The 20,624-nt window shown below is 64.5% G+C and carries 23 protein-coding genes; 16 read left to right on the top strand and 7 right to left on the bottom strand.

Features of this window, described 5'->3' with window-relative positions; translation table 11 throughout:
• Positions 1 to 118: 118 nt before the first annotated feature.
• Both LZ012_RS08670 and LZ012_RS08665 read left to right on the top strand, forming a co-directional pair.
• Entirely contained in the window at positions 119 to 613 is a 495-nt protein-coding gene (locus tag LZ012_RS08670) for a C40 family peptidase (protein WP_275709764.1), read from the top strand.
• 184 nt (positions 614 to 797) lie between these two features.
• Positions 798 to 1,361: an ankyrin repeat domain-containing protein gene (locus LZ012_RS08665; protein WP_275709762.1), complete on the top strand. Its 564-nt coding sequence runs from the start codon at positions 798 to 800 to the stop codon at positions 1,359 to 1,361.
• Positions 1,362 to 1,372: 11 nt separating this feature from the next.
• Here the strand turns inward: LZ012_RS08665 and LZ012_RS08660 are convergent, their stop codons facing one another.
• A complete protein-coding gene (locus LZ012_RS08660; RefSeq protein WP_275709760.1) occupies positions 1,373 to 3,010 on the bottom strand; it encodes an ABC transporter permease in 1,638 nt (545 codons plus the stop codon).
• Between the two features lie 328 nt (positions 3,011 to 3,338).
• Here LZ012_RS08660 and LZ012_RS08655 point away from each other — a divergent pair, with 328 nt between their 5' ends.
• The 8 genes from LZ012_RS08655 to LZ012_RS08620 all read left to right on the top strand — a co-directional run bounded on the left by LZ012_RS08655 (position 3,339) and on the right by LZ012_RS08620 (position 9,241).
• Positions 3,339 to 4,019 (top strand): alpha/beta hydrolase, encoded by a 681-nt coding sequence (locus LZ012_RS08655; protein WP_275709758.1) that lies wholly within the window; start codon positions 3,339 to 3,341, stop codon positions 4,017 to 4,019.
• A 110-nt stretch (positions 4,020 to 4,129) separates the two neighbouring features.
• Positions 4,130 to 5,212 (top strand): ABC transporter ATP-binding protein, encoded by a 1,083-nt coding sequence (locus tag LZ012_RS08650; protein ID WP_275709756.1) that lies wholly within the window; start codon positions 4,130 to 4,132, stop codon positions 5,210 to 5,212.
• Positions 5,209 to 5,913, top strand: a complete 705-nt coding sequence (aat, locus tag LZ012_RS08645; protein WP_275709754.1) for a leucyl/phenylalanyl-tRNA--protein transferase — start codon at positions 5,209 to 5,211, stop codon at positions 5,911 to 5,913. The genes LZ012_RS08650 and aat overlap by 4 nt, the downstream gene beginning before the upstream one ends.
• Positions 5,914 to 5,915: 2 nt before the next feature.
• Positions 5,916 to 6,659, top strand: coding sequence for an arginyltransferase (locus LZ012_RS08640; RefSeq protein WP_275709752.1), 744 nt, complete (start codon positions 5,916 to 5,918; stop codon positions 6,657 to 6,659).
• Complete coding sequence (locus LZ012_RS08635; protein WP_275709750.1) at positions 6,656 to 7,330, top strand: YbaY family lipoprotein; 675 nt, start codon at positions 6,656 to 6,658, stop codon at positions 7,328 to 7,330. Before LZ012_RS08640 ends, LZ012_RS08635 begins: the two co-directional genes overlap by 4 nt.
• Before the next feature lie 4 nt (positions 7,331 to 7,334).
• A complete protein-coding gene (locus LZ012_RS08630) occupies positions 7,335 to 7,730 on the top strand; it encodes a hypothetical protein (protein WP_275709748.1) in 396 nt (131 codons plus the stop codon).
• 5 nt (positions 7,731 to 7,735) lie between these two features.
• Positions 7,736 to 8,704: a CapA family protein gene (locus LZ012_RS08625; RefSeq protein WP_275709746.1), complete on the top strand. Its 969-nt coding sequence runs from the start codon at positions 7,736 to 7,738 to the stop codon at positions 8,702 to 8,704.
• Between the two features lie 87 nt (positions 8,705 to 8,791).
• The gene (locus LZ012_RS08620) at positions 8,792 to 9,241 is read left to right on the top strand and encodes a MaoC family dehydratase (protein ID WP_275709744.1); all 450 of its coding nucleotides are present in this window, start codon (positions 8,792 to 8,794) and stop codon (positions 9,239 to 9,241) included.
• A 14-nt stretch (positions 9,242 to 9,255) separates the two neighbouring features.
• Here the strand turns inward: LZ012_RS08620 and LZ012_RS08615 are convergent, their stop codons facing one another.
• The gene (locus LZ012_RS08615; protein WP_275709742.1) at positions 9,256 to 9,522 is read right to left on the bottom strand and encodes an acylphosphatase; all 267 of its coding nucleotides are present in this window, start codon (positions 9,520 to 9,522) and stop codon (positions 9,256 to 9,258) included.
• A gap of 176 nt (positions 9,523 to 9,698) precedes the next feature.
• Between LZ012_RS08615 and LZ012_RS08610 the strand changes: the two genes are divergently transcribed.
• Both LZ012_RS08610 and LZ012_RS08605 read left to right on the top strand, forming a co-directional pair.
• The gene (locus tag LZ012_RS08610) at positions 9,699 to 10,172 is read left to right on the top strand and encodes an ankyrin repeat domain-containing protein (RefSeq protein ID WP_275709740.1); all 474 of its coding nucleotides are present in this window, start codon (positions 9,699 to 9,701) and stop codon (positions 10,170 to 10,172) included.
• A complete protein-coding gene (locus LZ012_RS08605; protein ID WP_275709738.1) occupies positions 10,166 to 10,660 on the top strand; it encodes a DUF411 domain-containing protein in 495 nt (164 codons plus the stop codon). The genes LZ012_RS08610 and LZ012_RS08605 overlap by 7 nt, the downstream gene beginning before the upstream one ends.
• Before the next feature lie 41 nt (positions 10,661 to 10,701).
• Here LZ012_RS08605 and LZ012_RS08600 read toward each other — a convergent pair whose 3' ends face one another.
• From LZ012_RS08600 to LZ012_RS08580, 5 genes are read right to left on the bottom strand one after another with little or no spacing between them, the layout of a single operon-like run.
• Entirely contained in the window at positions 10,702 to 11,958 is a 1,257-nt protein-coding gene (locus tag LZ012_RS08600; RefSeq protein ID WP_275709736.1) for an FAD-dependent oxidoreductase, read from the bottom strand.
• Positions 11,955 to 13,175: an ABC transporter permease gene (locus LZ012_RS08595; RefSeq protein ID WP_275709734.1), complete on the bottom strand. Its 1,221-nt coding sequence runs from the start codon at positions 13,173 to 13,175 to the stop codon at positions 11,955 to 11,957. Before LZ012_RS08595 ends, LZ012_RS08600 begins: the two co-directional genes overlap by 4 nt.
• Positions 13,176 to 13,197: 22 nt before the next feature.
• Positions 13,198 to 13,899 carry an ABC transporter ATP-binding protein gene (locus tag LZ012_RS08590; protein WP_275709732.1) on the bottom strand — a complete coding sequence of 234 codons (702 nt, stop codon included), beginning with the start codon at positions 13,897 to 13,899 and terminating at the stop codon, positions 13,198 to 13,200.
• Positions 13,899 to 15,122, bottom strand: coding sequence for an efflux RND transporter periplasmic adaptor subunit (locus LZ012_RS08585; RefSeq protein ID WP_275709730.1), 1,224 nt, complete (start codon positions 15,120 to 15,122; stop codon positions 13,899 to 13,901). Before LZ012_RS08585 ends, LZ012_RS08590 begins: the two co-directional genes overlap by 1 nt.
• Positions 15,119 to 16,444 (bottom strand): TolC family protein, encoded by a 1,326-nt coding sequence (locus tag LZ012_RS08580; protein WP_275709728.1) that lies wholly within the window; start codon positions 16,442 to 16,444, stop codon positions 15,119 to 15,121. The genes LZ012_RS08585 and LZ012_RS08580 overlap by 4 nt, the downstream gene beginning before the upstream one ends.
• A gap of 236 nt (positions 16,445 to 16,680) precedes the next feature.
• Between LZ012_RS08580 and LZ012_RS08575 the strand changes: the two genes are divergently transcribed.
• The 4 genes from LZ012_RS08575 (at position 16,681) to rsxC (ending at position 20,623) form a co-directional block, all read left to right on the top strand.
• Positions 16,681 to 17,709 carry a quinone-dependent dihydroorotate dehydrogenase gene (locus LZ012_RS08575; RefSeq protein WP_275709726.1) on the top strand — a complete coding sequence of 343 codons (1,029 nt, stop codon included), beginning with the start codon at positions 16,681 to 16,683 and terminating at the stop codon, positions 17,707 to 17,709.
• 72 nt (positions 17,710 to 17,781) lie between these two features.
• Complete coding sequence (gene rsxA, locus LZ012_RS08570; protein WP_275709724.1) at positions 17,782 to 18,366, top strand: electron transport complex subunit RsxA; 585 nt, start codon at positions 17,782 to 17,784, stop codon at positions 18,364 to 18,366.
• Entirely contained in the window at positions 18,363 to 18,905 is a 543-nt protein-coding gene (gene rsxB / locus LZ012_RS08565; RefSeq protein ID WP_275709722.1) for an electron transport complex subunit RsxB, read from the top strand. The genes rsxA and rsxB overlap by 4 nt, the downstream gene beginning before the upstream one ends.
• Entirely contained in the window at positions 18,905 to 20,623 is a 1,719-nt protein-coding gene (gene rsxC / locus LZ012_RS08560) for an electron transport complex subunit RsxC (RefSeq protein WP_275709719.1), read from the top strand. The genes rsxB and rsxC overlap by 1 nt, the downstream gene beginning before the upstream one ends.
• Position 20,624: the final 1 nt, after the last annotated feature.

Below are 20,624 nucleotides of genomic sequence, written 5' to 3'. Positions count from 1 at the left end.
TTGGAAAATAAATTGTATTCATAATTACGGAATGAACAAAGCCTGTACTCCGTGAATTTTTACCGCGCCTTTACAGCCAACCGTTTTTCAAATACATTTCAGGGCTATGCATAAAGTATTGGCCTCCCTGCTCCTGTCCGTTTCGCTGCTCGCCGGCGGGATTGGTGCATCCGCGGCCGCCGAGCAGGTCCGCAAGGACGAGCAACCGTCTTTTCTGGAACGTTACACCAACGCCGCACAGGATGTCATTCTGCAAGGCCTCAAGTTGGTAGGCGTCCGTTATCGCTTCGGCGGCAACAACGAGGACAGCGGTCTCGATTGCAGCGGTTTCGTCCGCCTGGTGTTCAAGGACAGTATCGGCGCCTCCCTGCCGCGCACGGCCAAGGAAATGAGTGAAGTTGGCCAGCAGATCGATGCCAGTCAGCTCAAACCGGGTGATCTGGTGTTCTTCAACACCATGCGCCGCACCTTCTCGCATGTCGGCATTTATCTCGGCGACAACCACTTCATGCACGCACCGCGTACCGGCGCCGAAGTGCGGGTCGAAAGCATGGAAAGCAGTTACTGGATGCAGCGCTACAACGGCGCCCGGCGGATTCTCGAAGGCAACTGATCGATCAAGCGGCGGAAGCCGCTTTTTTACGCCCGACTGCAGCAATTGGCGACAGCCATCCTCATTTGCATGGCCCATTGCGGCCGGTAGGCCGCGCTCGTTGCGGCGTAGGTCACAGCAAGCAGGCCTCGAAAAAACTACGGCGTTTGCCTACAATTCGCGGTCTACTCGTTATTGCCAAGTCATGACCGCCAAAGCCCCCTCCCCGAACAAACTGATTGCTGCCATCCGCACCGCCCAACCGGGCAAGGTGTTGGCGGCGCTGGCCGCGGGAGCGGATGTCAATGAAGCGGACATGCACGGCTTCGCTGGCCTGCCGCTGCGCACCGCCTGCTTCATGGGCGATCTGGCCGTCGTCCGCGAGCTGCTGCGGCACGGGGCCAATCCCGACGTTGCGGCAAGCGACGGCCCCGGCGCCGCCCTGCGCCTGGCTTTGCGCTGCGGCCACCAGGACATCGCCGGTCTGCTGCTGCAGCACGGGGCCAGCATTCCCGACGGCCTGGCCGTCGACCCCGAACTTGTCCCGGCAAGCCGCGCGCAGCCCGAACCGAGCGCCCCGCCGGCCGGCAAGCCAGCCGACAACCTGATCGAATTCACCCCGTCCAACTTCCGCTGCAGTGCAGCGAACGACAGCGAAGCGCTGGACATCTTCGGTACCGAAACGAACGCGCTGTCGGCCGACCTGCTTTTTCTGGAAGACGACGAAGTACCCGCCATCGACTGGAAGGCGCGCCCCGACTCCAAGTGACCGCCGGCCGGCTACTGCCGGCGAGCCGCCGAAATTTGCCGGGACAGCGCGACCAAGGGCAGCAAGCCGACGACAACGATGGCCAGGGCAGCCGTCGAGGCCTCAGCCAGCCGTTCGTCGGAGGCCAGGGTATAGGCCTGGGTGGCCAGGGTATCGAAATTGAAAGGGCGCATGACCAAGGTGGCCGGCAATTCCTTCATCACATCGACGAAGACCAGCAAACCGGCGGTCAGCAAGCTGCCGCGCAGCATCGGCACATGCACGCGGCGCATCGTCTCGCCCTGCCCGAGGCCCATGCTGCGCGCCGCATCGTCCATGCTCGGCGTAATCTTGCCCAGGCTCGATTCAACCGTATGCAGAGCCACCGCCAGGAAACGGACGAGGTAGGCATAGATCAGCGCGGCGATACCGCCGGTCAGCAACAAACCCGGGTTGTGGCCGAACCACAGCTGCCATTGCCCAGCCAGCCAGTTATCGACGCGGGTCACCGGAATCAATACGCCGACGGCGATGACCGCCCCCGGTACGGCATAGCCGAGGCCGACCAGCCGGTTCAGGGCATGGGCCAACTGCGTTTTTGCCAGGCGGGCACCGTAGGCCAGCAGCAGGGCAAGCAGCACGCCGATGGCCGCCGTCGCACCTGCCAGCACGAAGCTGTTGCGGGACAGGGTCAGGAAACGCTGGCCAAACTGGGCGTCGCCCTCGGTCAGCGCCATCTTGAGCAGCAGGCCGGCCGGCAGCAGGAAGCCGAGCAGCAAGGGCAACAGGCAAGCGACCACGGCCAGCCCGGCGGCCAGCCCGGACAAGCGGGCGCCGGCCATCGGCCGATTGCGCCCAGTGGTATTGTGATAGCGCGCCCGGCCGCGGGAAACCCGCTCGGCCATCAGCAGGAACAGCACGAAAGCCAGCAGCATGGCGGCCAGTTGCGCCGCGGCGATGCGGTCGCCCAGCGAAAACCAGGCGCGGTAGATGCCGGTGGTGAAGGTATTGACCGCGAAATAGGCCACCGTGCCGTAATCGGCCAGCGTCTCCATCAAGGCCAGGGCGACGCCGGCGACGATGGCCGGCCGCGCCAGCGGCAGGGAAACAGCGAAGAAGGCGCGCCACGGCCCGAGACCCATCGTCCGCGCTGCTTCCAGCATGCCGCTCGCCCGCTCCAGGAAGGCTGTCCGCGCCAGCAGATAAACATAGGGATACAGCACGCAGACGAACATCAGGACGGCCCCGGGCAGCGTGCGGATATCCGGGAACCAGTAGTCGCCGTGCGCCCAGCCGAAGGTATCGCGCAGGAAGGTCTGCACCGGGCCGACGAATTGCAGGAAATCGGTATAGACGTAGGCCATGACATAGGCCGGTACGGCGAGCGGCAGGACCAGGGCCCATTCGAAGAAACGGCGACCGGGGAATTCGTGCATCGCGGTCAGCCAGGCGGTGGTCACGCCGACGATGCCGACGCCGAGACCGACGCCCAGGCACAACCACAGCGAATTGGCGATGTACTCGGGGAGTACCGTTGCGGACAGATGCGCCCAGGTTTCACTGGTTCCCCCGGCGAATAGATTGAGCCCGACGCTGGCGACCGGCAATCCGGCCAGCAGGGCGACCACGAAGCCGACAATGAGCAGGGGGGAAGAAGAGGCAATGCGCATATTTGTGAATGCGAATTATACGCGCTCAGCCTCACCCCCTATCGACAAGGATTTTCAGCCTTTGGAATTTTGCTATGCCCACCTGGATTGCCGCCTACCGGATGGCACAACCCAATGGATTACTGGGCCATCATTGTCGCGTGGGTATCAAGTATCCAAGGGTGAAGTAGCATTCCAGTTCCTTCAGCTCGGCTAGGCAAGCCGGGAAACGGCCGAATTCGTCGTTGATCTCGAGAAGTAAAACAGCGCAGCACCAGCCACCGCCACACGGGTCGGCGATTCCCGCTAAGTGCCGGGAATTTGTTTGCACAGAATTGAAAGGTTCTCGATGTCGGAAATCTCTCTTATTGAAGTCGAAACCGCTTCCCAGCCGTCGGTCGCCGTCATCTGGATGCATGGCCTGGGGGCTGACGGCACGGACTTCGAGCCCATCGTTCCGGAGCTCGGCCTGCCCGCGGCGCCGGGCATCCGTTTCATTTTTCCCAACGCGCCGCATCGTCCGGTGACCTGCAACGGCGGCTATGTCATGCGCGCCTGGTACGACATCATCTCGCTCGCACCAGAGAGCCGCGAGATCGACGAGGCCGGCTTCCTGGAATCGCGTAAAATCGTGCGCCAGCTCATTGCCCGGGAAGCCGCCAGAGGCATCCCGAGCCATCGCGTCTTTCTGGCCGGATTTTCCCAGGGTGGCGCCGTCGCGTATCTGAGCGCCCTCACCCACCCGGAACGGTTGGCGGGGGTGATTGCGCTGTCGACCTATATTCCCAGCCCGAAGCTGATCACCGCCGAACGCTCTGATGCGAATCATCACCTGCCGCTCTTCGTGGCCCACGGCACGGACGACGATGTGGTTTCCCTCGGACTGGGCGAGCAAGCACTCGCGCTGGTGAAGACGCTGGGCCTCGCCCCGGAATGGCACGCCTACGCTATGCCCCACGCCGTGTGCCAGGAAGAGATTCAAGACATCGGGGCCTGGCTCGCTGACCGCTTGCAGCAGTTAGACGACTGAGGTTCGTGTTCGCCAATTCTCTCTTAACCATTTGATTCAAATAGTGCAGAACCGCCATTCATGCGGCACAAATAGTCGCCATTCGTTAATGCGAACTATAATCGTCCGCTATGGCTCAACTTGAACTCAATGGCGTGGTTCAGCGCTATGGCAAGCACACCGTCGTCGCCGGCGTCGACTTCCAACTCGAAGCCGGCAGCATCGCCTGCCTGCTCGGTCCGTCCGGATGCGGCAAGACCACCCTGTTGCGCTGCATTGCCGGCTTCGAGGATATCGCCGATGGCGAAATCCGGCTGCACGGCGCAGTGGTCAGCCGGGCCGGCCTATCCACGCCGCCCGAGAAGCGGCGCATCGGCATGGTGTTCCAGGACTACGCGCTGTTCCCGCACCTCACCGTCGAGCAGAACGTCGCTTTCGGACTCGGCCGCAAGCCGGCCGAGGATGCCCACCTGCGCGTGCGCCAGTTGCTGGCCACCGTCGGCCTGCACGGCCAGGGCGGCAAGTACCCGCACGAACTATCCGGCGGCCAGCAGCAGCGCGTCGCCCTGGCCCGGGCGCTGGCCCCCCGCCCCGAACTGATCCTCCTCGACGAACCCTTCTCCAACCTTGATGTTGGCCTGCGCGAGCGGCTTTCGGTCGAGGTGCGCGACATCCTGAAGCGCGAGGGGTCGACGGCGATCATGGTCACCCACGACCAGCACGAAGCCTTCGCCATGGCCGACGAAATCGGCATCATGTACGAAGGACGCATCCAGCAGTGGGACGTGCCGTACAACCTCTACCACCGCCCGGCCAACCGCTTCGTCGCCGACTTCATCGGCCAGGGTGTCCTGCTACCGGGCGTCGTCGCCGGCGGCACCAATGTCGAGATGGAACTCGGCCGCCTGATTTCCGACATTCCGGTCGAATGCAGCGAAACCTGCGCCAACTGTGACGACGGCTGCGACGTCGATGTCCTGCTCCGCCCGGACGACGTGGTGCACGACGACCGAAGCGCCTTGCAGGCCGAAGTGCTGCACAAGGCTTTCCGCGGCGCCGACATCCTGTACACGCTGCGCCTAGCCAGCGGCGCCGAGGTGCTATCGCTCGTCCCCTCGCACCACAACCACGCCATCGGCGAGAAGATCGGCATCCGCCTCGACGCCGACCACGTTATCGCCTTCAAAAAACAGCCGCATCACGACCACGCGTGATACCCTTCCTTGGCCCGTTCGACCCCTTTCCGGCCGTCGAATCGGCGCGCAAGGATATGGACGGCCTGCTCGCCGTCGGCGGCAGTCTGTTGCCGGAACGGATACTCGACGCCTACCGGCATGGCATCTTCCCGTGGGGCACCGTCGAGGGGCATCCCCTGTGGTACAGCCCCGATCCACGTATGGTGCTCTTTCCCGAAGAATTCCGCCTGACCCGTTCGCTGGCCAAGGTCGTGCGTTCCGACCGTTTCGAAGTCCGCTTCGACACCGATTTTCGCGGTGTGATCGGCGCCTGCGCCGCGATGCCGCGCCCCGGCCAGAACGGCACCTGGATCACCACGGAAATGCACGACGCCTATACCCGCCTGCATGAACTCGGCTGGGCGCATTCGGTCGAAACCTACGAAGATGGCGAACTGGTCGGCGGTCTGTATGGATTGGCGATCGGTCGCATGTTCTACGGCGAGTCGATGTTTTCCCGGCGCACGGACGGATCGAAGGTCGCCTTCGCCCACTTGATTCGTTTTCTTGTCGCCAACCGATTCGGGATGATTGACTGCCAGATGTACACCGACCACCTCGCCTCGCTCGGCGGCCGCCAGATTCCTCGTGCGTCCTTCCTGGCCCGCCTTTCCTCCCTGGTCGCGACGGACAGTCCGCGCACCGTGTGGGCAACCGACCGGCCGGACTCCGAGGCTTAGCCATGGCCCAGCCCGACGACGCCGAACTACCCTTCTCGCTGCTGCTCTATTACGCGACGTCGCCCTATCCGTGCAGTTACCTGCCCGATCGCGAGGCCCGTTCACAGGTCGCCACGCCAGCCCACCTGATCGATGGCGAAATCTACAGTTCGCTGGTCCGGGCCGGCTTCCGGCGTAGCGGCATCTTCACCTACCGCCCCCATTGCGATAATTGCAAGGCCTGCGTCCCGGTGCGCCTGCCGGTCGCCGATCTGCAGCCCAACCGCAGCCAGCGCCGCGCCATGAAGCGGCATGCCGACCTGCGGGCGCGCGAACTGCCGCTGGTGTACCTCGATGAACACTACGCGCTCTACAACCGCTACCAGCAATCCCGGCATCCCGGCGGCGGCATGGACGAGGACAGCCATGAGCAATACGCCCAATTCCTGCTGCAAAGCCGCGTCGATACGCGGCTGATAGAATTCCGCGACGAACAGGCGATCCGCATGGTTAGCCTGATCGACGTTCTCGACGACGGCCTGTCCTCGGTCTACACCTTCTATGACCCCGACGTCCCGGCCACCAGCTACGGCACCTACAACATCATGTGGCAGGCCGCACAGGCCAAGGCACTCGGCCTGCCTTACCTGTATCTCGGTTACTGGATAGCCGAAAGCCGCAAGATGGCCTATAAAGCAGCTTTCCGGCCCATCGAAGGTCTCATCGACGGACGCTGGGTCACGCTTCCCGAAACCGAACAAGAATGAAAATCCGCTATCTCCTACCCCTGCTGTGTGCGCTTTCCGCCCACGCCGCCGAGGATCGGCAGCCCTACACCTGCGACAACGGCAATCGTCTCGACATTTCCTTCACCGCCGATGCCGACGGCCGGCCGCAGGCGACGTTGCACTTTGCCGACGAGACGATGGTCCTGCCCATGGTGCCGTCGCCTGCGGGCACGCTCTACCGCCGGGGCGATATTCGCCTGCACACCCAGGACGACGTAGCCATTTTCGAGGACGGCAAGAGCAATCGGCGCCGCTGTCTGCACGGCAACGCTCCGCCACCCGCCCCAGCCGCTGCCCGGCCGGCCCCGCCCGCCGCGGCGAGCAGCTTCATCGACATTAGCGGCAGCGTCACCTACCCGGCGCGCATCGCCCTGCCCCCCGACGCCATCCTGACCCTCCGCGTCCGCTCCGGCGGGCGTACGCTGGCCGAACAACGCTACGAGCTGAACGGCGCCCAGGTACCCATCCCGTTCTCCACCACGCTCGACCGCGACCTGCTCGGCAAGCAGGCCAACGCTACCGTCAGCGCCCGTATCGATCATCGCGGCAAGCTGCGCCTGGTCAGCGACAAGCCTTACCCGGTGCTGCACAATGGCCAGCCGGTGCCGGCCGAGATCGTTCTCAAGCCCTTCAGCCCGACGGCGCGCTGAAGCCATGCGCGCTATGGTCGTTGCCGCCGTGGTCATTGCGCTGGCGGCGGCGTCCCCCGTGCTGGCCGAGACGGTGGCCTGCCACCTGACCTACGGCGGCGAGACGCAAGTCATCGAAAGCGCCCCGCTCGCCTCGCCTTACGCTGGCACACCGACCGCCATCGGTTCCTTCTTCCTGTTCCGCATAATCTTCGTGCGCGAACCGGCCGATCTGGCCCGCATCAACCTGTACGTGTACGCCCATGCCGAGTTCGGTGAAGCACCGACCCCGGTGCAGCATGCCAGCTATCCTTACCCGGTCAGCAACCACGGGCGCTATGGCTTCACCGGCCTGCAGCGTGTCTACGAACCCAAGCACGAAAGCGAACTGCAATACTGGTGCGAGATGCGAGGCGCCTGACGGCCATGAACCCGAAACCCCTGTGCGCCGCCCTGCTCGCCGGCTGGCTCAACAACGCAATCGGCGGCGAACCGCTGACCCTGATCTTTGCCGGCGACATCATGCTAGCCGACGGTCCCAGCCGTGTCATCGCGGCCGGCGGCGATCCGCTCGCCCCCTTTGCCTCCATTCTTGCCGCCGCTGACTATCGCATCGGCAACCTCGAATGCGCCGTCGCCACCGGGGGAAAAGCCCAAGCCTCCAAGGTCTGGTCCTTCCGCGCCCGGCCCGAGACACTGAAAATCCTTGAGGGCCGCTTCGACGCCGTATCGCTGGCCAACAATCATTCCGGCGACTACGGCCAGGCCGCCTTCGTCGAGACTACGCAGCACCTCGACGCTGCCGGCATCGCCCGCTTCGGTGGCGGGGGCAATCTGGCCGAAGCCCACCACCCGCTATGGATAGCCCAAAAGGGCCTGAAGATCGCCATCCTCGGCTACAACGAATACAAGCCGCGCCGCTTCGAAGCCGGGCCGCAGACGCCGGGCATAGCCTGGAGCGAGGACGAGCAGGTCATTACCGACATCCGCGCCGCCAAGGGGGCCGGCGCCGACCACGTCATCCCCTTCATGCACTGGGGTTGGGAAACATCGACGCAGCCCGACGACCGGCAACGCAGCTTCGCCCGCCGCATGATCGACGAAGGCGCCAGCGCCGTCATCGGCAGCCACCCGCACGTCACACAAGGGGCCGATATCTACCACGGCAAACCGATCGTGTACAGCCTCGGCAACTTCGTCTTCGACGGCTTCGATTACGAAGACGGCCGCCGCGGCTGGCTGCTGCGCCTGCACATCGACCGCGACGGCATACAGCACTGGGAAACGCTCGCCGCGCACATCGATCCGGACGGTACGCCCTACCCAATGCCCGGTCAGGCCACGCCCTGCGGCAGTCGCGGCGACGTCACCGTCGCCCAGTGCATCAACCCCTGATTTCAGCCCAGCCCGAGGGCTGCGGATAGGCGGTGTCCGCCGGCAGCTTGTGGCAACATCTCCGCTTCTGCATTCCGGATAGCCCCCATGGACACCCGTTACCTCGACGATCTCACACCCGGCCAGCGCTTCAAGACCCCGGGCCTGACCCTGACCGAAGCGGAAATCATAGACTTCGCCTGGCGCTACGATCCGCAATCCTTTCACCTCGACGCCAACGCGGCGGCCGATTCACCGTACGGCGGCTTGATCGCCAGCGGCTTCCAGAGCCTGGCCATCTGCTTCCGCCTGTTCATCCAGTCCGGAATCCTTGCCGGGGCCAGTCTGGGATCGTCGGGCATCGACGAACTGCGCTGGCTGGCCCCGGTGCGGCCGGGCGATACGCTGCACAGCGAGATCGAGGTGCTGGAAGTGCGGCCGTCGAACTCCAAGCCCGACCGCGGCATCGCCCGCCTGAAATATCACGCCGTCAATCAGCGCGGCGAAGTGGTGCTGGGTTTCATCGTCAATCACCTGCTACGCCGCCGGCCGGGTTAGGCAGGCTTGCGGACTCAGGCGTTGGGCCGTTGCTCGAAGCCACTGAAACTGCCGTCGCCGAGGGTCACATTGACGCGATCGACCTGGGCATGTGTCGGGCCACGCTGAGCCCAGACGATCAGCTTGAGGACCGCCGCCTCTTCGCCGGCCAGCATGGCTTCGACGCTGCCATTAGCGAGATTGCGTACCCAGCCGGTGACGCCAAGCAGGTTGGCCTGCTCGACCATGGACCAGCGATAGCTCACGCCCTGAACCCGCCCTTCGATGAGTAGATGACGCACGATGGTGCCCATAGCTATCCTTTCTCAAAACCGGCTCGGGCGCCCCGGAAACGCCGCGCCAAGCCAGGATTTATGCAATGAAATCATTATATTAGAGAACAGCGAAACTGCCATAGATCAAGGATTGTCGAATACACTGCCCGGACAATGAGATTCTCGACGCTAAAGGCCACTCGATGAAAAGACTGTTTCCCGCCCTGTTTGCCATCCTGCTGAGCCTGACGGCCGGCGCCCAGACGACCAGTTACGATCGTCCTATCCACGATGCCGCCCGCACCGGCAACGGCGACGATGTGCGCAAGCTGCTCAAGGCCGACCCCAAGCAGCGCGACGTACGCACCGAACTCGGTTCGACACCGCTGCACCTGGCGGCCATGAACCCCGACACCAGCGCCCTGAAGGCATTGATCGCCGCCAAGGCCGACCCCAACGCCCGCGACAACGAAGGCGCCACGCCGCTGCACATGGCCGCCTACGCCAGCCGCCCGGTGCATGTGCAACTACTGCTCGAAGCCGGCGCCGATCCGCTGGCCAAGACCGACAACGGCCGCGATGCCGGCTCGATGGCGCGCAAGGTCAAGGCTGATGAAACGGCCGGTGTCCTGTCGCTGTGGATCCTGAAGGGCTGCAAGGCCGGCAAGCCATGCTGAAGCGCTTCGTCGTGCTGCTCACCGCGCTCGCCGTCAAGGCGGCGGTCGCCCAGTCGCTGCCGGTGATCGAGGTGTATACGCCCACCGTCTGCCTGGCCTGCATCGAATGGACGGAACATCTGCGGCAGAACGGTTTTACCGTCAAGGTGACGCAGACCGACGACATGGAAGCGGTCAAGCGCCGCCTGAAAATTCCCAAGGACCTCGAGGCTGTCCCCACCGGACTGGTCGCCGGCTACTTCATCGAAGGCCACGTCCATGCCGACCAGATCAAGGAATTGCTGGCCGAGAAGCCGAAGGCCCGGGGTCTGGCCGTGCCCGGCCTGCCGCTCGGCGCTCCGGGCCGCGAATTCTCCAGCCCGACCTGCGAAACTGCCTGCACCATGCTCGACAAGGACAGCGAGGTAGCGCCGCGGGTTCGCCGCGAATTCTACGAAACCCTGCTCGTCAAGAAGGACGGCAAGACCTCGGTCTACGCCCGGCACTGAACGCCCGCCACCGAGCACCCGGCATTGCCCCGGATGCCCGCTCAGGGCAGCAGAAAATCACGATACATGGCCTCGGCCCAGGCGGCATCCTCGCCGTTCGGGTTCGGGTTGCGCGTCTGCTTGACGGTCTGTACCAGGAAGCCGTCACCTCGGTCTTTATAGGTGGTGTCGATGCCCGTGCTTTCCAGCGGATCGACGCTGGTCGTCACATGGCAGACGCTCTCTGGCAGGAGTGGTGCTTGAGCCTGACCGGTGGCCTGCGCCGCGATCTGGCGGGCCACCGCCTGCCCCATGCGGCAGGCGACCTGGCCGGTCTTCGGGAAGTAGCCGAATTGCGTGGAGACCAGTCCGGCCGCATCGCCAATGACGAAAACCCGCCCGTCGGCCGCGCTGCGGAAATCGGTCGGCCCGAGGGCGGCCCAGCCGCTGGGCTTGCCGCCTTCCTCTGGACGGATCAGCCCGCCTTGCCAGAGCAGGTCGGCGGCCTGTTGCGGCGGGCAGAGCAAGGCCTCGTCGAAACGGATGTCGTCGATATCGGTGCTGACCGTCTTGCGCAGCGGATCGATGCTGCGAACCTTGGCGTGGTCGAAATAGGAGACCTGCGCCTTGAAGCGGTCGAGCAGGATGTTGCGGAATGCCGGCATGATCGGATTGGGATCGACGATGACCAGCTTGCCCGGAATCTTCTGCTTCTGCAGCCACCAGGCAATCAGCATCGCCCGCTCGTAGGGCGCCGGCGGGCAGCGGTACGGCGCCGGCGGGATGGTCATCAGCAGATCGCCGCCCTTGAAATTGGTCAGGCGCTGCCTGAGCGCCGGCAGATCAGCCGCCGACACCATGGCGCCGGAATGGCGGCGGCGCACTTCGGCTAGCGCCTGCGGATCGTTCGTCTGCCAGGCCGACCAGTCTTCGCGTATGCCCGGCGCCAGGACCAGCCAGTCGTAGGGCAAGGCGCCAGCCTTGGTCGCCACGCTGCGCTGCGCGAGGTCGATACCGTCGACCTCGGCCTGCACGAAGCGGTAGCCGAAGTCGCGGGCGATCCGGGCGTAATCGTGGCGCGCCCAAGACGCCGCCCCCGGTTCAACCAGCCAGCGGTTGCTCAGGGCGAAGGACATGAAGGCCGGCTGGCGGTCGACCAGCGTGACGTCCAGTTCGGGCGCCAGTTGGCGCAGATGACGGGCCGCGGCCAGCCCGCCCCAGCCGCCGCCGACCACGACGACGCGCCGGTTGGCGGCAAAGGCCGGATGCAGCAAGGGCATCAACCCGGCGGCGATCAGGAAATGGCGACGATTGGTCATTGGTAGCGCAAGGCCTCGATGGGGTCCAGCCGGGCCGCCTTCTGCGCCGGATACCAGCCGAAGAAGATGCCGACCCCGGCCGCCACGGCAAAGGCGATCAGCGCCGAGCTGCCGGAAATGACGATGACCATGCCGGTAAAGGCATTGACCGCCAGCGCGATGCCGAGACCGAGGACCAGGCCGAGCAGGCAGCCGGCAAAGGAAATCATCACCGCCTCGAGCAGGAACTGGCTGAGGATGTCCTTCTGGCGGGCGCCGATGGCCATGCGGATGCCGATTTCGCGGGTCCGCTCGGTGACCGACACCAGCATGATGTTCATGATGCCGATACCGCCGACGAGCAGTGAAATGGAGGCGATGGCGCCGAGCAGGATGGACATGGTGCGCGTCGTTTCCGCTTCCGACTCGGCCGCCGCCGACAGGTTGCGCATAAAGAAGTCATCCGGCATACCCTCGCGCAGGCGATGACGCTGGCGCAGCAGGCCGGTGACGTTATCCATCGTACGCTGCATGGTTTCAGCCGAATCGGCCTGCACCATGATCATGCGCACCGAGCCCAGGAAGGGCGTGCCGAATACCTTGCGCTGGGCGGTACTGAGCGGAATGATCACGGTGTCGTCCTGGTCGCGGCCGTCGAGGTTCTGCCCCTTGCTGCCGAGCACGCCGATGACGATGAACGGGTTCTGCTGGATGCGCATGGTCTTGCCGACCGGATCGTCGTCGCCGAACAGGTTTTCCGCTACCGTCTTGCCGATGATCGCCACCCGCGTCGCCGAACGCACATCTGAATCGCCAAAGCCGGCGCCGTTGACGATGTTCCAGGCCCGTGCATCGAGATAGGCCGGCGTCGTGCCGATCACCTGCGTGCTCCAGTTCTGCGAGCCATAGACCAGTTGCCGCGTGCCCTGATGGGTCGGCGCCACATTGACCACGCCATCGAGTTCGCCGATGGCGTCGGAATCCGCCACGTTGAGCGTCGGCGCGCCAGCCGAGCCGCTGCGCACGCCAGCCGTGGTAAACGAACCGGAAAGCACAATGAACAGGTTGGAACCCATGGTACTGATGGTCTGCTGCACGGCGTACTGGGCGCCCTGCCCGATAGCCATCATGATGACCACCGCGGCAACGCCGATGACCATGCCGAGCATGGTCAGCGCCGTGCGCAGGCGGTTGGCCCCCATGGCCGACCAGGCTTCGCCGAGCATCGGATGAATCATGCTGCTGCCCCCTGCTTCCTGCTCATGCCGCTGCCTCACTTGTCAACGTATCGCTGACGATCACCCCGTCGCGGAAGCGCACTTGGCGCTTGCAGTGTTCGGCGATATCGGGCTCGTGGGTGACCAGCACGATGGTGATGCCCTCGGCGTTCAGTTCCTTGAACAGGCGCATGATTTCCTCGCTGGTGTGGCTGTCGAGGTTGCCGGTCGGCTCGTCGGCGAGGATCAGGCGCGGTTCGTTGACCAGCGCCCGGGCAATCGCCACGCGCTGCTGCTGGCCGCCGGAAATGCGGTTGGGCAGCGAGTCGGCATAGTTGCCGAGGCCCACCTTGGCAAGCAGTTCGCGGGCTTTTTCGCGCCGCGTCTCGCGGTCGGCACCGGCATAGACCAGGGGCAGCGCCACGTTGTCCTGCAGGCTCATGCGCGGCAGCAAGTTGAAGCCCTGGAAGACGAAGCCCAGGGTCCGGTTGCGCAGCAGGGCAAGGGCGTCCTTGTCCATTTGCGCGACGTTTTCGCCGGTCAGGAAATAGTCGCCAACCGTCGGCGTATCGAGGCAGCCGAGCAGATTCATGAAGGTCGACTTGCCCGAGCCCGACGGCCCCATGATGGCGATGAACTCGCCCGGCCGGATGTCGAGATCGACGCCTTTCAGCGCCGGAAACAGGCCGGCCGCCGTTTCATAGGACTTGCCCAGGCCGACGACGCGGATTACCGGCTCGGCCATCAGAACATCCGCATGCCGACCGACGACGGCTTCTTGTCGGACGACGCATTTTCGCCGGTAACGACGCGATCGCCTTCCTTCAGGTCGCCGCTGACGATTTCGGTATTCCGGTTGTCGGTGATGCCGATCTGCACGGCGACCGGCTTGATCTCGCCGCCGGCCAGCACATAGACCGTGCCGCTCTGGCTGTCGCGCTTCTTGCCCTTGCCACCGCCCGGCGCTCCGCCGCCCGGCCCGCCGTTGCCCTGGCCCGGTCCGCCCGCCGCCGGCTTGCCGGCATCGCCTTCCTTCTTGCCCGCATCCGCCGGCTTGAAGCGCAGTGCCGCATTGGGCACCAGCAAGGCGCCCGGCCGCTTCTGCACGCCGATGCTGACATAGGCCGTCATGCCCGGCAGCAGGATCAGTTCCGGGTTATCGACGTTGATGCGCACGTTGTAGGTGACGACGTTCTGCTGGTTGGTTGGATTCAGGCGAATCTGCTGCACGACGCCCTGGAAACTGCGATTTGGGAAGGCATCGACGGTGAAGCGCACCGGCATGCCCTCCTTGATGTTACCGATGTCGGCCTCGGCAAAGCTGGTGTCGATGGCCATCTTGGTCAGGTCCTGGGCGATCTGGATCAGCGTCGGCGTCTGGAAGCTGGCCGCCACGGTCTGCCCGATATCGACCAGCCGCGCCACCACCACGCCCGAAACCGGCGAGGTAATGACCGAATAACCGAGATTCACTTCGTCCTTGTCGGCCGCCGCCCGGGCCTGCACCAGTTGGGCCTGCGCCGACTTGAGGTTCTGCAGTGACTGATCGTAGTCCTGACGGGAGATGTACTCCTTGTCGAGCAAGGCGCGCATCCGGGCCTCGCTGGCCTTGGCCAGGTCGTAGGACGCCTGGACATTCACCACGTTCGCCCGGCTCTGCCGCGCCACGGTCTGCAGCAGCGACTGATCGAGTTCGACCAGCTTCTGGCCGGCGCTGACCTTGGAATTGAAATCGACGTACAGCTTCTTCACCGTGCCCGACACCTGGGTGCCGACGTTGACCAGCACCAGCGGGGTCAGCGTGCCGTTGGCCGACACGGTCTGCGTGACGTCGCCCTTGTCGGCGGACGCGAACTTGTAGCGCGTTTCCGGATTCTGCGCGGCGCGCTGCTGGACATACCAGTAACCGCCGCCTGCCAGGGCCGCGACGACGGCGGCGCCAATCAAAGTCTTGCCGAGATGTTTCATGGTCTTCCTTGCGCTGCCGGTTGCAGCAGCGTGTAATCGAGTGCGCCGACGGACTGGGCCAGCGTGGCGCGATAGACGTTCCAGTCGAGTTGGGCCTGGATGCGTTGCAGACGCGCGCTGGCCAGGGCCGACTGGGCCGACAATACATCGAGGATGGTGCCGACGCCGGCCTTGTAGCGGCCCAGCGCAACCCGTTCGGACTGCTCGGCGCTGGCCACCAGGTCTGCTGTCGTCTGCAGGCTCTGCGTGGCCGTGGTCAGGCTCTGGTAGGCCTTCCACACATCGAGGGCCACCTGGCTGCGGATACGGTCGCGTTGCGCGGCACGCACGTCGGCCTGCGCCGAGGCCGCGCGCACGCGGTAGGTGGTATCGAAACCGGAAAAGATCGGCACATTCAGGGTCAGGCCGAAGGTGGCCCCCTGCTGGGTAACTCCCGCCGATTCCTGCCAGGTCGGTCCGACCCCCAGCGAAATGGTCGGCCGGCCCTGGGCCCGGGCCAGATCGATGCTGGCCTGCGCCGCCTTGAGCTGCGCCTCAGCCGCCCGCAGATCCGGACGCCGGACGACGGCGTCAGCGATCAGCGCATCGACTTCCTTCTGAAAACTGATGCCGGCTGGCAATGCGGGCAGCTCGGCAAGCACGATGCGCTGCTGGGCGTCGAAACCGAGCGCGTTGGCCAGGGTACCCAGCGCATTGCGGGCATCGCCCTCGGCCCGAATGCGGTTCAGCGCGGCTTGCGACAGCGCGGTCTGCGCCTGCAGGCGATCGGCCGGTGTGGCGACGCCGACGCTATAGCGCGCCTCGGCCGCCTGGAAACTCTCGCGGGCCGAACGCTCCGCCTCCAGCGCCGAGGTCACCGCCGCCTGTGTCGCCTGCGCCGAGTAATAGGCTTGCAAGGCGCTGAGAAACAGCGTCTGTACCGTCGCATCCTGGGTTGCCGCCGCCGCACTCAGCAATTGCTGGGCGTTCTCGACATTGGCCGAGCGCTGGCCGAAGTCGTAGAGCAGCCAGGACAGTGTGATCGCCGCCGTATCACGGGTGAAGGCGTTGTTCTGGTATTCGAAACGGGTCGCACTGGCCGTTCCGGTCACGGTCGGCAACCAGCCAGCCTTGGCGACCCCGACCAGCGCCGCCTGCGCCCGGGCCGCCGCCCAGGCTTCACGGGTCTGCGGATGGTTGCACAGCATCAGGTCGACCGCATCGACGGCGGTCAAGGGCGTTCCGGGCAGGGCGGTGGCGCAAGGCGCCTCGCCCACCCGCGCCATCAAGCTCGGCGAGGGCTTCAACGGCAGCATGTCAGCCGTGGCGAAAGGATCAGTCAAATCGCTGGCCCAAGCCGGCAATGTCGCCACGGTGATCAGTAAAAATCGGCCAAAATTTCGCATGGCCAGCAGTTTAGCGTCGCTGCCCGCAAAAAGTTGTTACTGATTGTTTATTAGCTTGTACTCGGCCATCGGCGAGTTCCGCTGGGGATCACTTCGCAATGATCGTTATGCGGGCAGTTTAATACCGCGATTTTCAGCCGAATTATGGCGACGATACGGTAAAATGCCGGGTTATGCTCTATCCACTCATCCGCAAATTTTTCTTCTCCCTCGACGCCGAAACTGCGCACGGTATCGGCATGCTGGGCATCGACCGCGCCGCCTGCCTGATGGCCAAGCCGGTCGCCCCCTGCCCGGTCGAGGTCATGGGCCTGAAGTTCCCGAATCCGGTCGGCCTTGCCGCCGGTCTGGACAAGAACGGCGACCATATCGACGGCCTGGCCAAGCTGGGCTTCGGCTTCATCGAGATCGGCACCATCACGCCGCGCCCGCAGGATGGCAACCCGAAGCCGCGCCTGTTCCGCATCCCGGAAGCGCAGGGCATCATCAACCGGATGGGGTTCAACAACGCCGGCGTCGACAAGCTACTGGAAAACGTCCGCGCCGCCGAATTTCCCAAGAAGGGTGGCATCCTCGGCATCAATATCGGCAAAAACGCCACGACACCGATCGAGAAGGCGGCCGACGATTACCTGATCTGCCTCGACAAGGTCTATAACGACGCCAGCTACGTCACCGTCAATATCTCGTCGCCGAACACCAAGAACCTGCGCGAACTGCAGAAGGACGAGGCGCTCGACGACCTGCTGGCGCAACTGAAAGCCAAACAGCTGCAACTGGCCGACCACCACGGCAAATACGTGCCGATGGCCCTGAAGATCGCCCCCGATCTCGACGACGAGCAGATCACCGCCATTGCCGACGCCTTGCGCCGCCATCGTTTCGACGCGGTGATCGCGACCAACACCACGCTGTCGCGCGAAGGCGTCGAGGGCATGGCCAACGCCGCCGAAACCGGCGGCCTGTCCGGCAAGCCGGTATTCCTGAAATCGACCGCCGTGCAGAAGAAGCTCTCCATCGCCCTGGCCGGCGAACTGCCCATCATTGGCGTCGGCGGCATCATGGGCGGCGAGGACGCGGCCGAGAAGATCCGGGCCGGCGCCAGGCTGGTGCAGTTCTACAGCGGTTTCATCTATCGCGGCCCCGACCTGGTTGCCGAAGTAGCGGAAACCTTGGCCCACGTCATGCGGAAAACCAAATAAAGCCATAAGCAGCGCGCGGTTGTTTGCACTGCAACAAAGCCCGATAATTCGCTCTTCACGCTGGTTAATACTATGAGCCACTACATCTTTATCCTCATCGGCACCGTGCTGGTCAACAACGTGGTGTTGGTCAGAATTCTCGGCCTGTGCCCCTTCATGGGCGTGTCCAAGAAACTGGAAACGGCCTACGGCATGGGAGCCGCCACGACCTTCGTGCTCACTGTGGGGACCGGCGCCAGCTGGATCATCGACCACTACCTGCTGGCCCCCTTCGATCTGATGTATCTGCGCATCATCGCCTTCATCGTCACCATCGCCGCCTTCGTCCAGCTAACCGAACTGGTCATCCAGAAGACCAGCCCGATGCTGCACCAGACGCTGGGCATCTACCTGCCGCTGATCACCACCAATTGCGCCGTGCTCGGCGTCCCGCTGCTGGCCCTAAGCGCCAAGTACAACTTCGTCGAAGCCCTGCTCTTCGGCGCCGGCAGCTCCGTCGGCTTCTCGCTGGCCCTGATCCTGTTTGCCGGCATCCGCGAACGCATCGAAGGAGCCGACATCCCGACCTACTTCAAGGGCACCGCCATCGCGCTCGTCACCGGCGGCCTGATGTCGCTGGCCTTCATGGGCTTCGCCGGACTGGACAAATACCAATGATCAGCGCCCTTGCCATCATGGCCCTTGGGGCCATCGTTCTCGGTGCCGCCCTGGGCTTTGCCTCGATCAAGTTCAAGGTTCACGGCAATCCGCTGGTCGAGAAAATCGAAGGTTTGCTGCCGCAGACCCAATGCGGCCAATGCGGCTACCCCGGCTGCCATCCCTATGCCGAAGCCATCGCCAAGGGCGAGGCCGAGATCAACCTGTGCCCGCCGGGCGGCGAAGAAGGCGTGCGCAAGCTGGCCGACCTGCTCGGCCGCGAAGTCAAGCCGCTGGACGCCGAGGAAAAGCCGAAGCAGGTGGCAGTCATCGATGAGAACACCTGCATCGGCTGCACGCTGTGCATCCAGGCCTGCCCGGTCGACGCCATCGTCGGCGCCGCCAAGCAACTACACGTCATTATCGAAAAGCAGTGCACCGGCTGCGAACTCTGCCTGCCGCCCTGCCCTGTCGAATGTATTTCCATGGTCACCGTTCCGGAAACCGTGGATAACTGGAAGTGGAAATATCCGGTTACCGAAATCAGGAAAGTTGCCTGATGCTGCAATTATTCAAGTTCAAGGGTGGCGTCAAACCGGCCACCAATAAAGTCCAGTCCGTCACCTTGCCGATCGCCACGGCGCCGCTGCCTTCCCGGCTAGCCGTGCCGCTGCACCAGAGCATCGGCGGTACGCCGCGGCCCATCGTCGCCGTCGGCGACAAGGTGTTCAAGGGCCAGAAGATCGGCGAGGCCGACGGCTGGATTTCCGCCGCCGTCCATGCCCCGACTTCCGGTACCGTGATCGAGGTCGGCCTCTACCCGGCCGCCCACCCGTCCGGCCTGACCGCCGCCGCCGTGGTCATCGAACCGGATGGCGAGGATTGCTGGATCGACCGCCAGCCCATCGATTACGCAGCACTCGAACCGGAAGCCGTACGCGAGCTGCTCCGCGAGGCCGGTGTCGTCGGCCTGGGCGGTGCCGTTTTCCCGACCCATGGCAAGCTGACCGCGTCGAAGACCGTGCCCATGGAAGAAATGGTCATCAACGGCGCCGAATGCGAGCCCTACATCACCTGCGACGACCTGCTGATGCGCGAACGCGCCGAGGAAGTGGTACGCGGCGCCGGCGTTTTCCGCGATCTGCTCAAGCCGAAAAAAGTGCTGATCGGCATCGAGGACAACAAGCCGGAAGCCGTCGCCGCCATGACCGCCGCCGTCAAGGCGCTGGGCGACGCCTTCAAGGAATTCGAAGTGATCGCCGTGCCGACCCGCTATCCGGCCGGCGGTGCCAAGCAGCTGATCCGCGTGCTGACCGGCAAGGAAGTCCCGGCCTCCAAGCGCTCGACCGACCTCGGCGTCCAGTGCTTCAACGTCGCCACCGCCTATACCGCGTGGCGCGCCGTCGCCTATGGCGAGCCGGTGATTTCCCGGCTGGTCACGGTCACCGGCAACGTCGGCGAACCGCGCAACTGGGAAGTGCTGATCGGCACGCCGATGGATGAACTGCTGCGCATCGGCCAACCCAAGGCGAACACCGACGGCATCATCATGGGCGGCCCGATGATGGGCTTCCTGGTGCCCGACCAGACCGCACCGGTGGTCAAGGCCACCAACTGCCTGATCGCCCATTCGCCCGAACTGTTCCCGCCCAAGCCGCCCGAAATGCCGTGCATCCGCTGCGGCGAGTGCGCCCGTGCCTGCCCGCACGAACTGCAGCCCTTCGAGATGTACTGGTTCTCGCGCGCCAAGAATTTCGGCAAGACCCAGGAATACGCCATCTTCGACTGCATCGAATGCGGCTGCTGTTCCTACGTCTGTCCGTCGCGCATCCCGCTGGTCCAGTACTTCCGCTTCGCCAAGAGCGAAATCTGGGCGCGCGAACGCGACAAGCAGGCCGCCGACAGCGCCAAGGGCCGTTTCGAGTTCAAGCAGGTGCGCGAAGAGCGCGAGAAGGCCGACAAGGCCGAAAAACTGGCCAAGGCCGCAGCCGCCCAGGCGGCCAAGAAGGCAGCGGAAGCCCTGGCTGCGGCGAGCGCCGCCGACGCCACTGCCACCGAGTCCGCTCCTGCTCCGGCGGATGCCGCCGAAGCCGCCAAGAAAGCCACGATCGAGGCCGCGATGGAACGGGCTCGCGCCCAACGCGCCGCGGCCCAGCCGAAGAATGTGGATCACCTGCCTCCGGCCGTCGAGAAGGAAATCGCCGATATCGATGCCCGTCACGCCCAGGCTTTCGGGACTGCGGAAACGCCGTCACCGGATGGCGAGAAGAACAGCTAAA

The organism is Dechloromonas hankyongensis, assembly GCF_022012295.1.
Classification (GTDB): Bacteria; Pseudomonadota; Gammaproteobacteria; order Burkholderiales; family Rhodocyclaceae; genus Azonexus; species Azonexus hankyongensis.
This window is presented reverse-complemented; position numbering and strand designations above follow the sequence as displayed.

Coding starts and splice junctions, on each gene's coding strand:
- LZ012_RS08665 (WP_275709762.1), top strand. CDS start 798: ATGACCGCCAAAGCCCCCTCCCCGAACAAACTGATTGCTGCCATCCGC.
- LZ012_RS08660 (WP_275709760.1), bottom strand. CDS start 3,010: ATGCGCATTGCCTCTTCTTCCCCCCTGCTCATTGTCGGCTTCGTGGTC.
- LZ012_RS08655 (WP_275709758.1), top strand. CDS start 3,339: ATGTCGGAAATCTCTCTTATTGAAGTCGAAACCGCTTCCCAGCCGTCG.
- LZ012_RS08650 (WP_275709756.1), top strand. CDS start 4,130: ATGGCTCAACTTGAACTCAATGGCGTGGTTCAGCGCTATGGCAAGCAC.
- LZ012_RS08640 (WP_275709752.1), top strand. CDS start 5,916: ATGGCCCAGCCCGACGACGCCGAACTACCCTTCTCGCTGCTGCTCTAT.
- LZ012_RS08635 (WP_275709750.1), top strand. CDS start 6,656: ATGAAAATCCGCTATCTCCTACCCCTGCTGTGTGCGCTTTCCGCCCAC.
- LZ012_RS08630 (WP_275709748.1), top strand. CDS start 7,335: ATGCGCGCTATGGTCGTTGCCGCCGTGGTCATTGCGCTGGCGGCGGCG.
- LZ012_RS08625 (WP_275709746.1), top strand. CDS start 7,736: ATGAACCCGAAACCCCTGTGCGCCGCCCTGCTCGCCGGCTGGCTCAAC.
- LZ012_RS08620 (WP_275709744.1), top strand. CDS start 8,792: ATGGACACCCGTTACCTCGACGATCTCACACCCGGCCAGCGCTTCAAG.
- LZ012_RS08610 (WP_275709740.1), top strand. CDS start 9,699: ATGAAAAGACTGTTTCCCGCCCTGTTTGCCATCCTGCTGAGCCTGACG.
- LZ012_RS08605 (WP_275709738.1), top strand. CDS start 10,166: ATGCTGAAGCGCTTCGTCGTGCTGCTCACCGCGCTCGCCGTCAAGGCG.
- LZ012_RS08600 (WP_275709736.1), bottom strand. CDS start 11,958: ATGACCAATCGTCGCCATTTCCTGATCGCCGCCGGGTTGATGCCCTTG.
- LZ012_RS08595 (WP_275709734.1), bottom strand. CDS start 13,175: ATGATTCATCCGATGCTCGGCGAAGCCTGGTCGGCCATGGGGGCCAAC.
- LZ012_RS08590 (WP_275709732.1), bottom strand. CDS start 13,899: ATGGCCGAGCCGGTAATCCGCGTCGTCGGCCTGGGCAAGTCCTATGAA.
- LZ012_RS08585 (WP_275709730.1), bottom strand. CDS start 15,122: ATGAAACATCTCGGCAAGACTTTGATTGGCGCCGCCGTCGTCGCGGCC.
- LZ012_RS08575 (WP_275709726.1), top strand. CDS start 16,681: ATGCTCTATCCACTCATCCGCAAATTTTTCTTCTCCCTCGACGCCGAA.
- rsxA (WP_275709724.1), top strand. CDS start 17,782: ATGAGCCACTACATCTTTATCCTCATCGGCACCGTGCTGGTCAACAAC.
- rsxB (WP_275709722.1), top strand. CDS start 18,363: ATGATCAGCGCCCTTGCCATCATGGCCCTTGGGGCCATCGTTCTCGGT.
- rsxC (WP_275709719.1), top strand. CDS start 18,905: ATGCTGCAATTATTCAAGTTCAAGGGTGGCGTCAAACCGGCCACCAAT.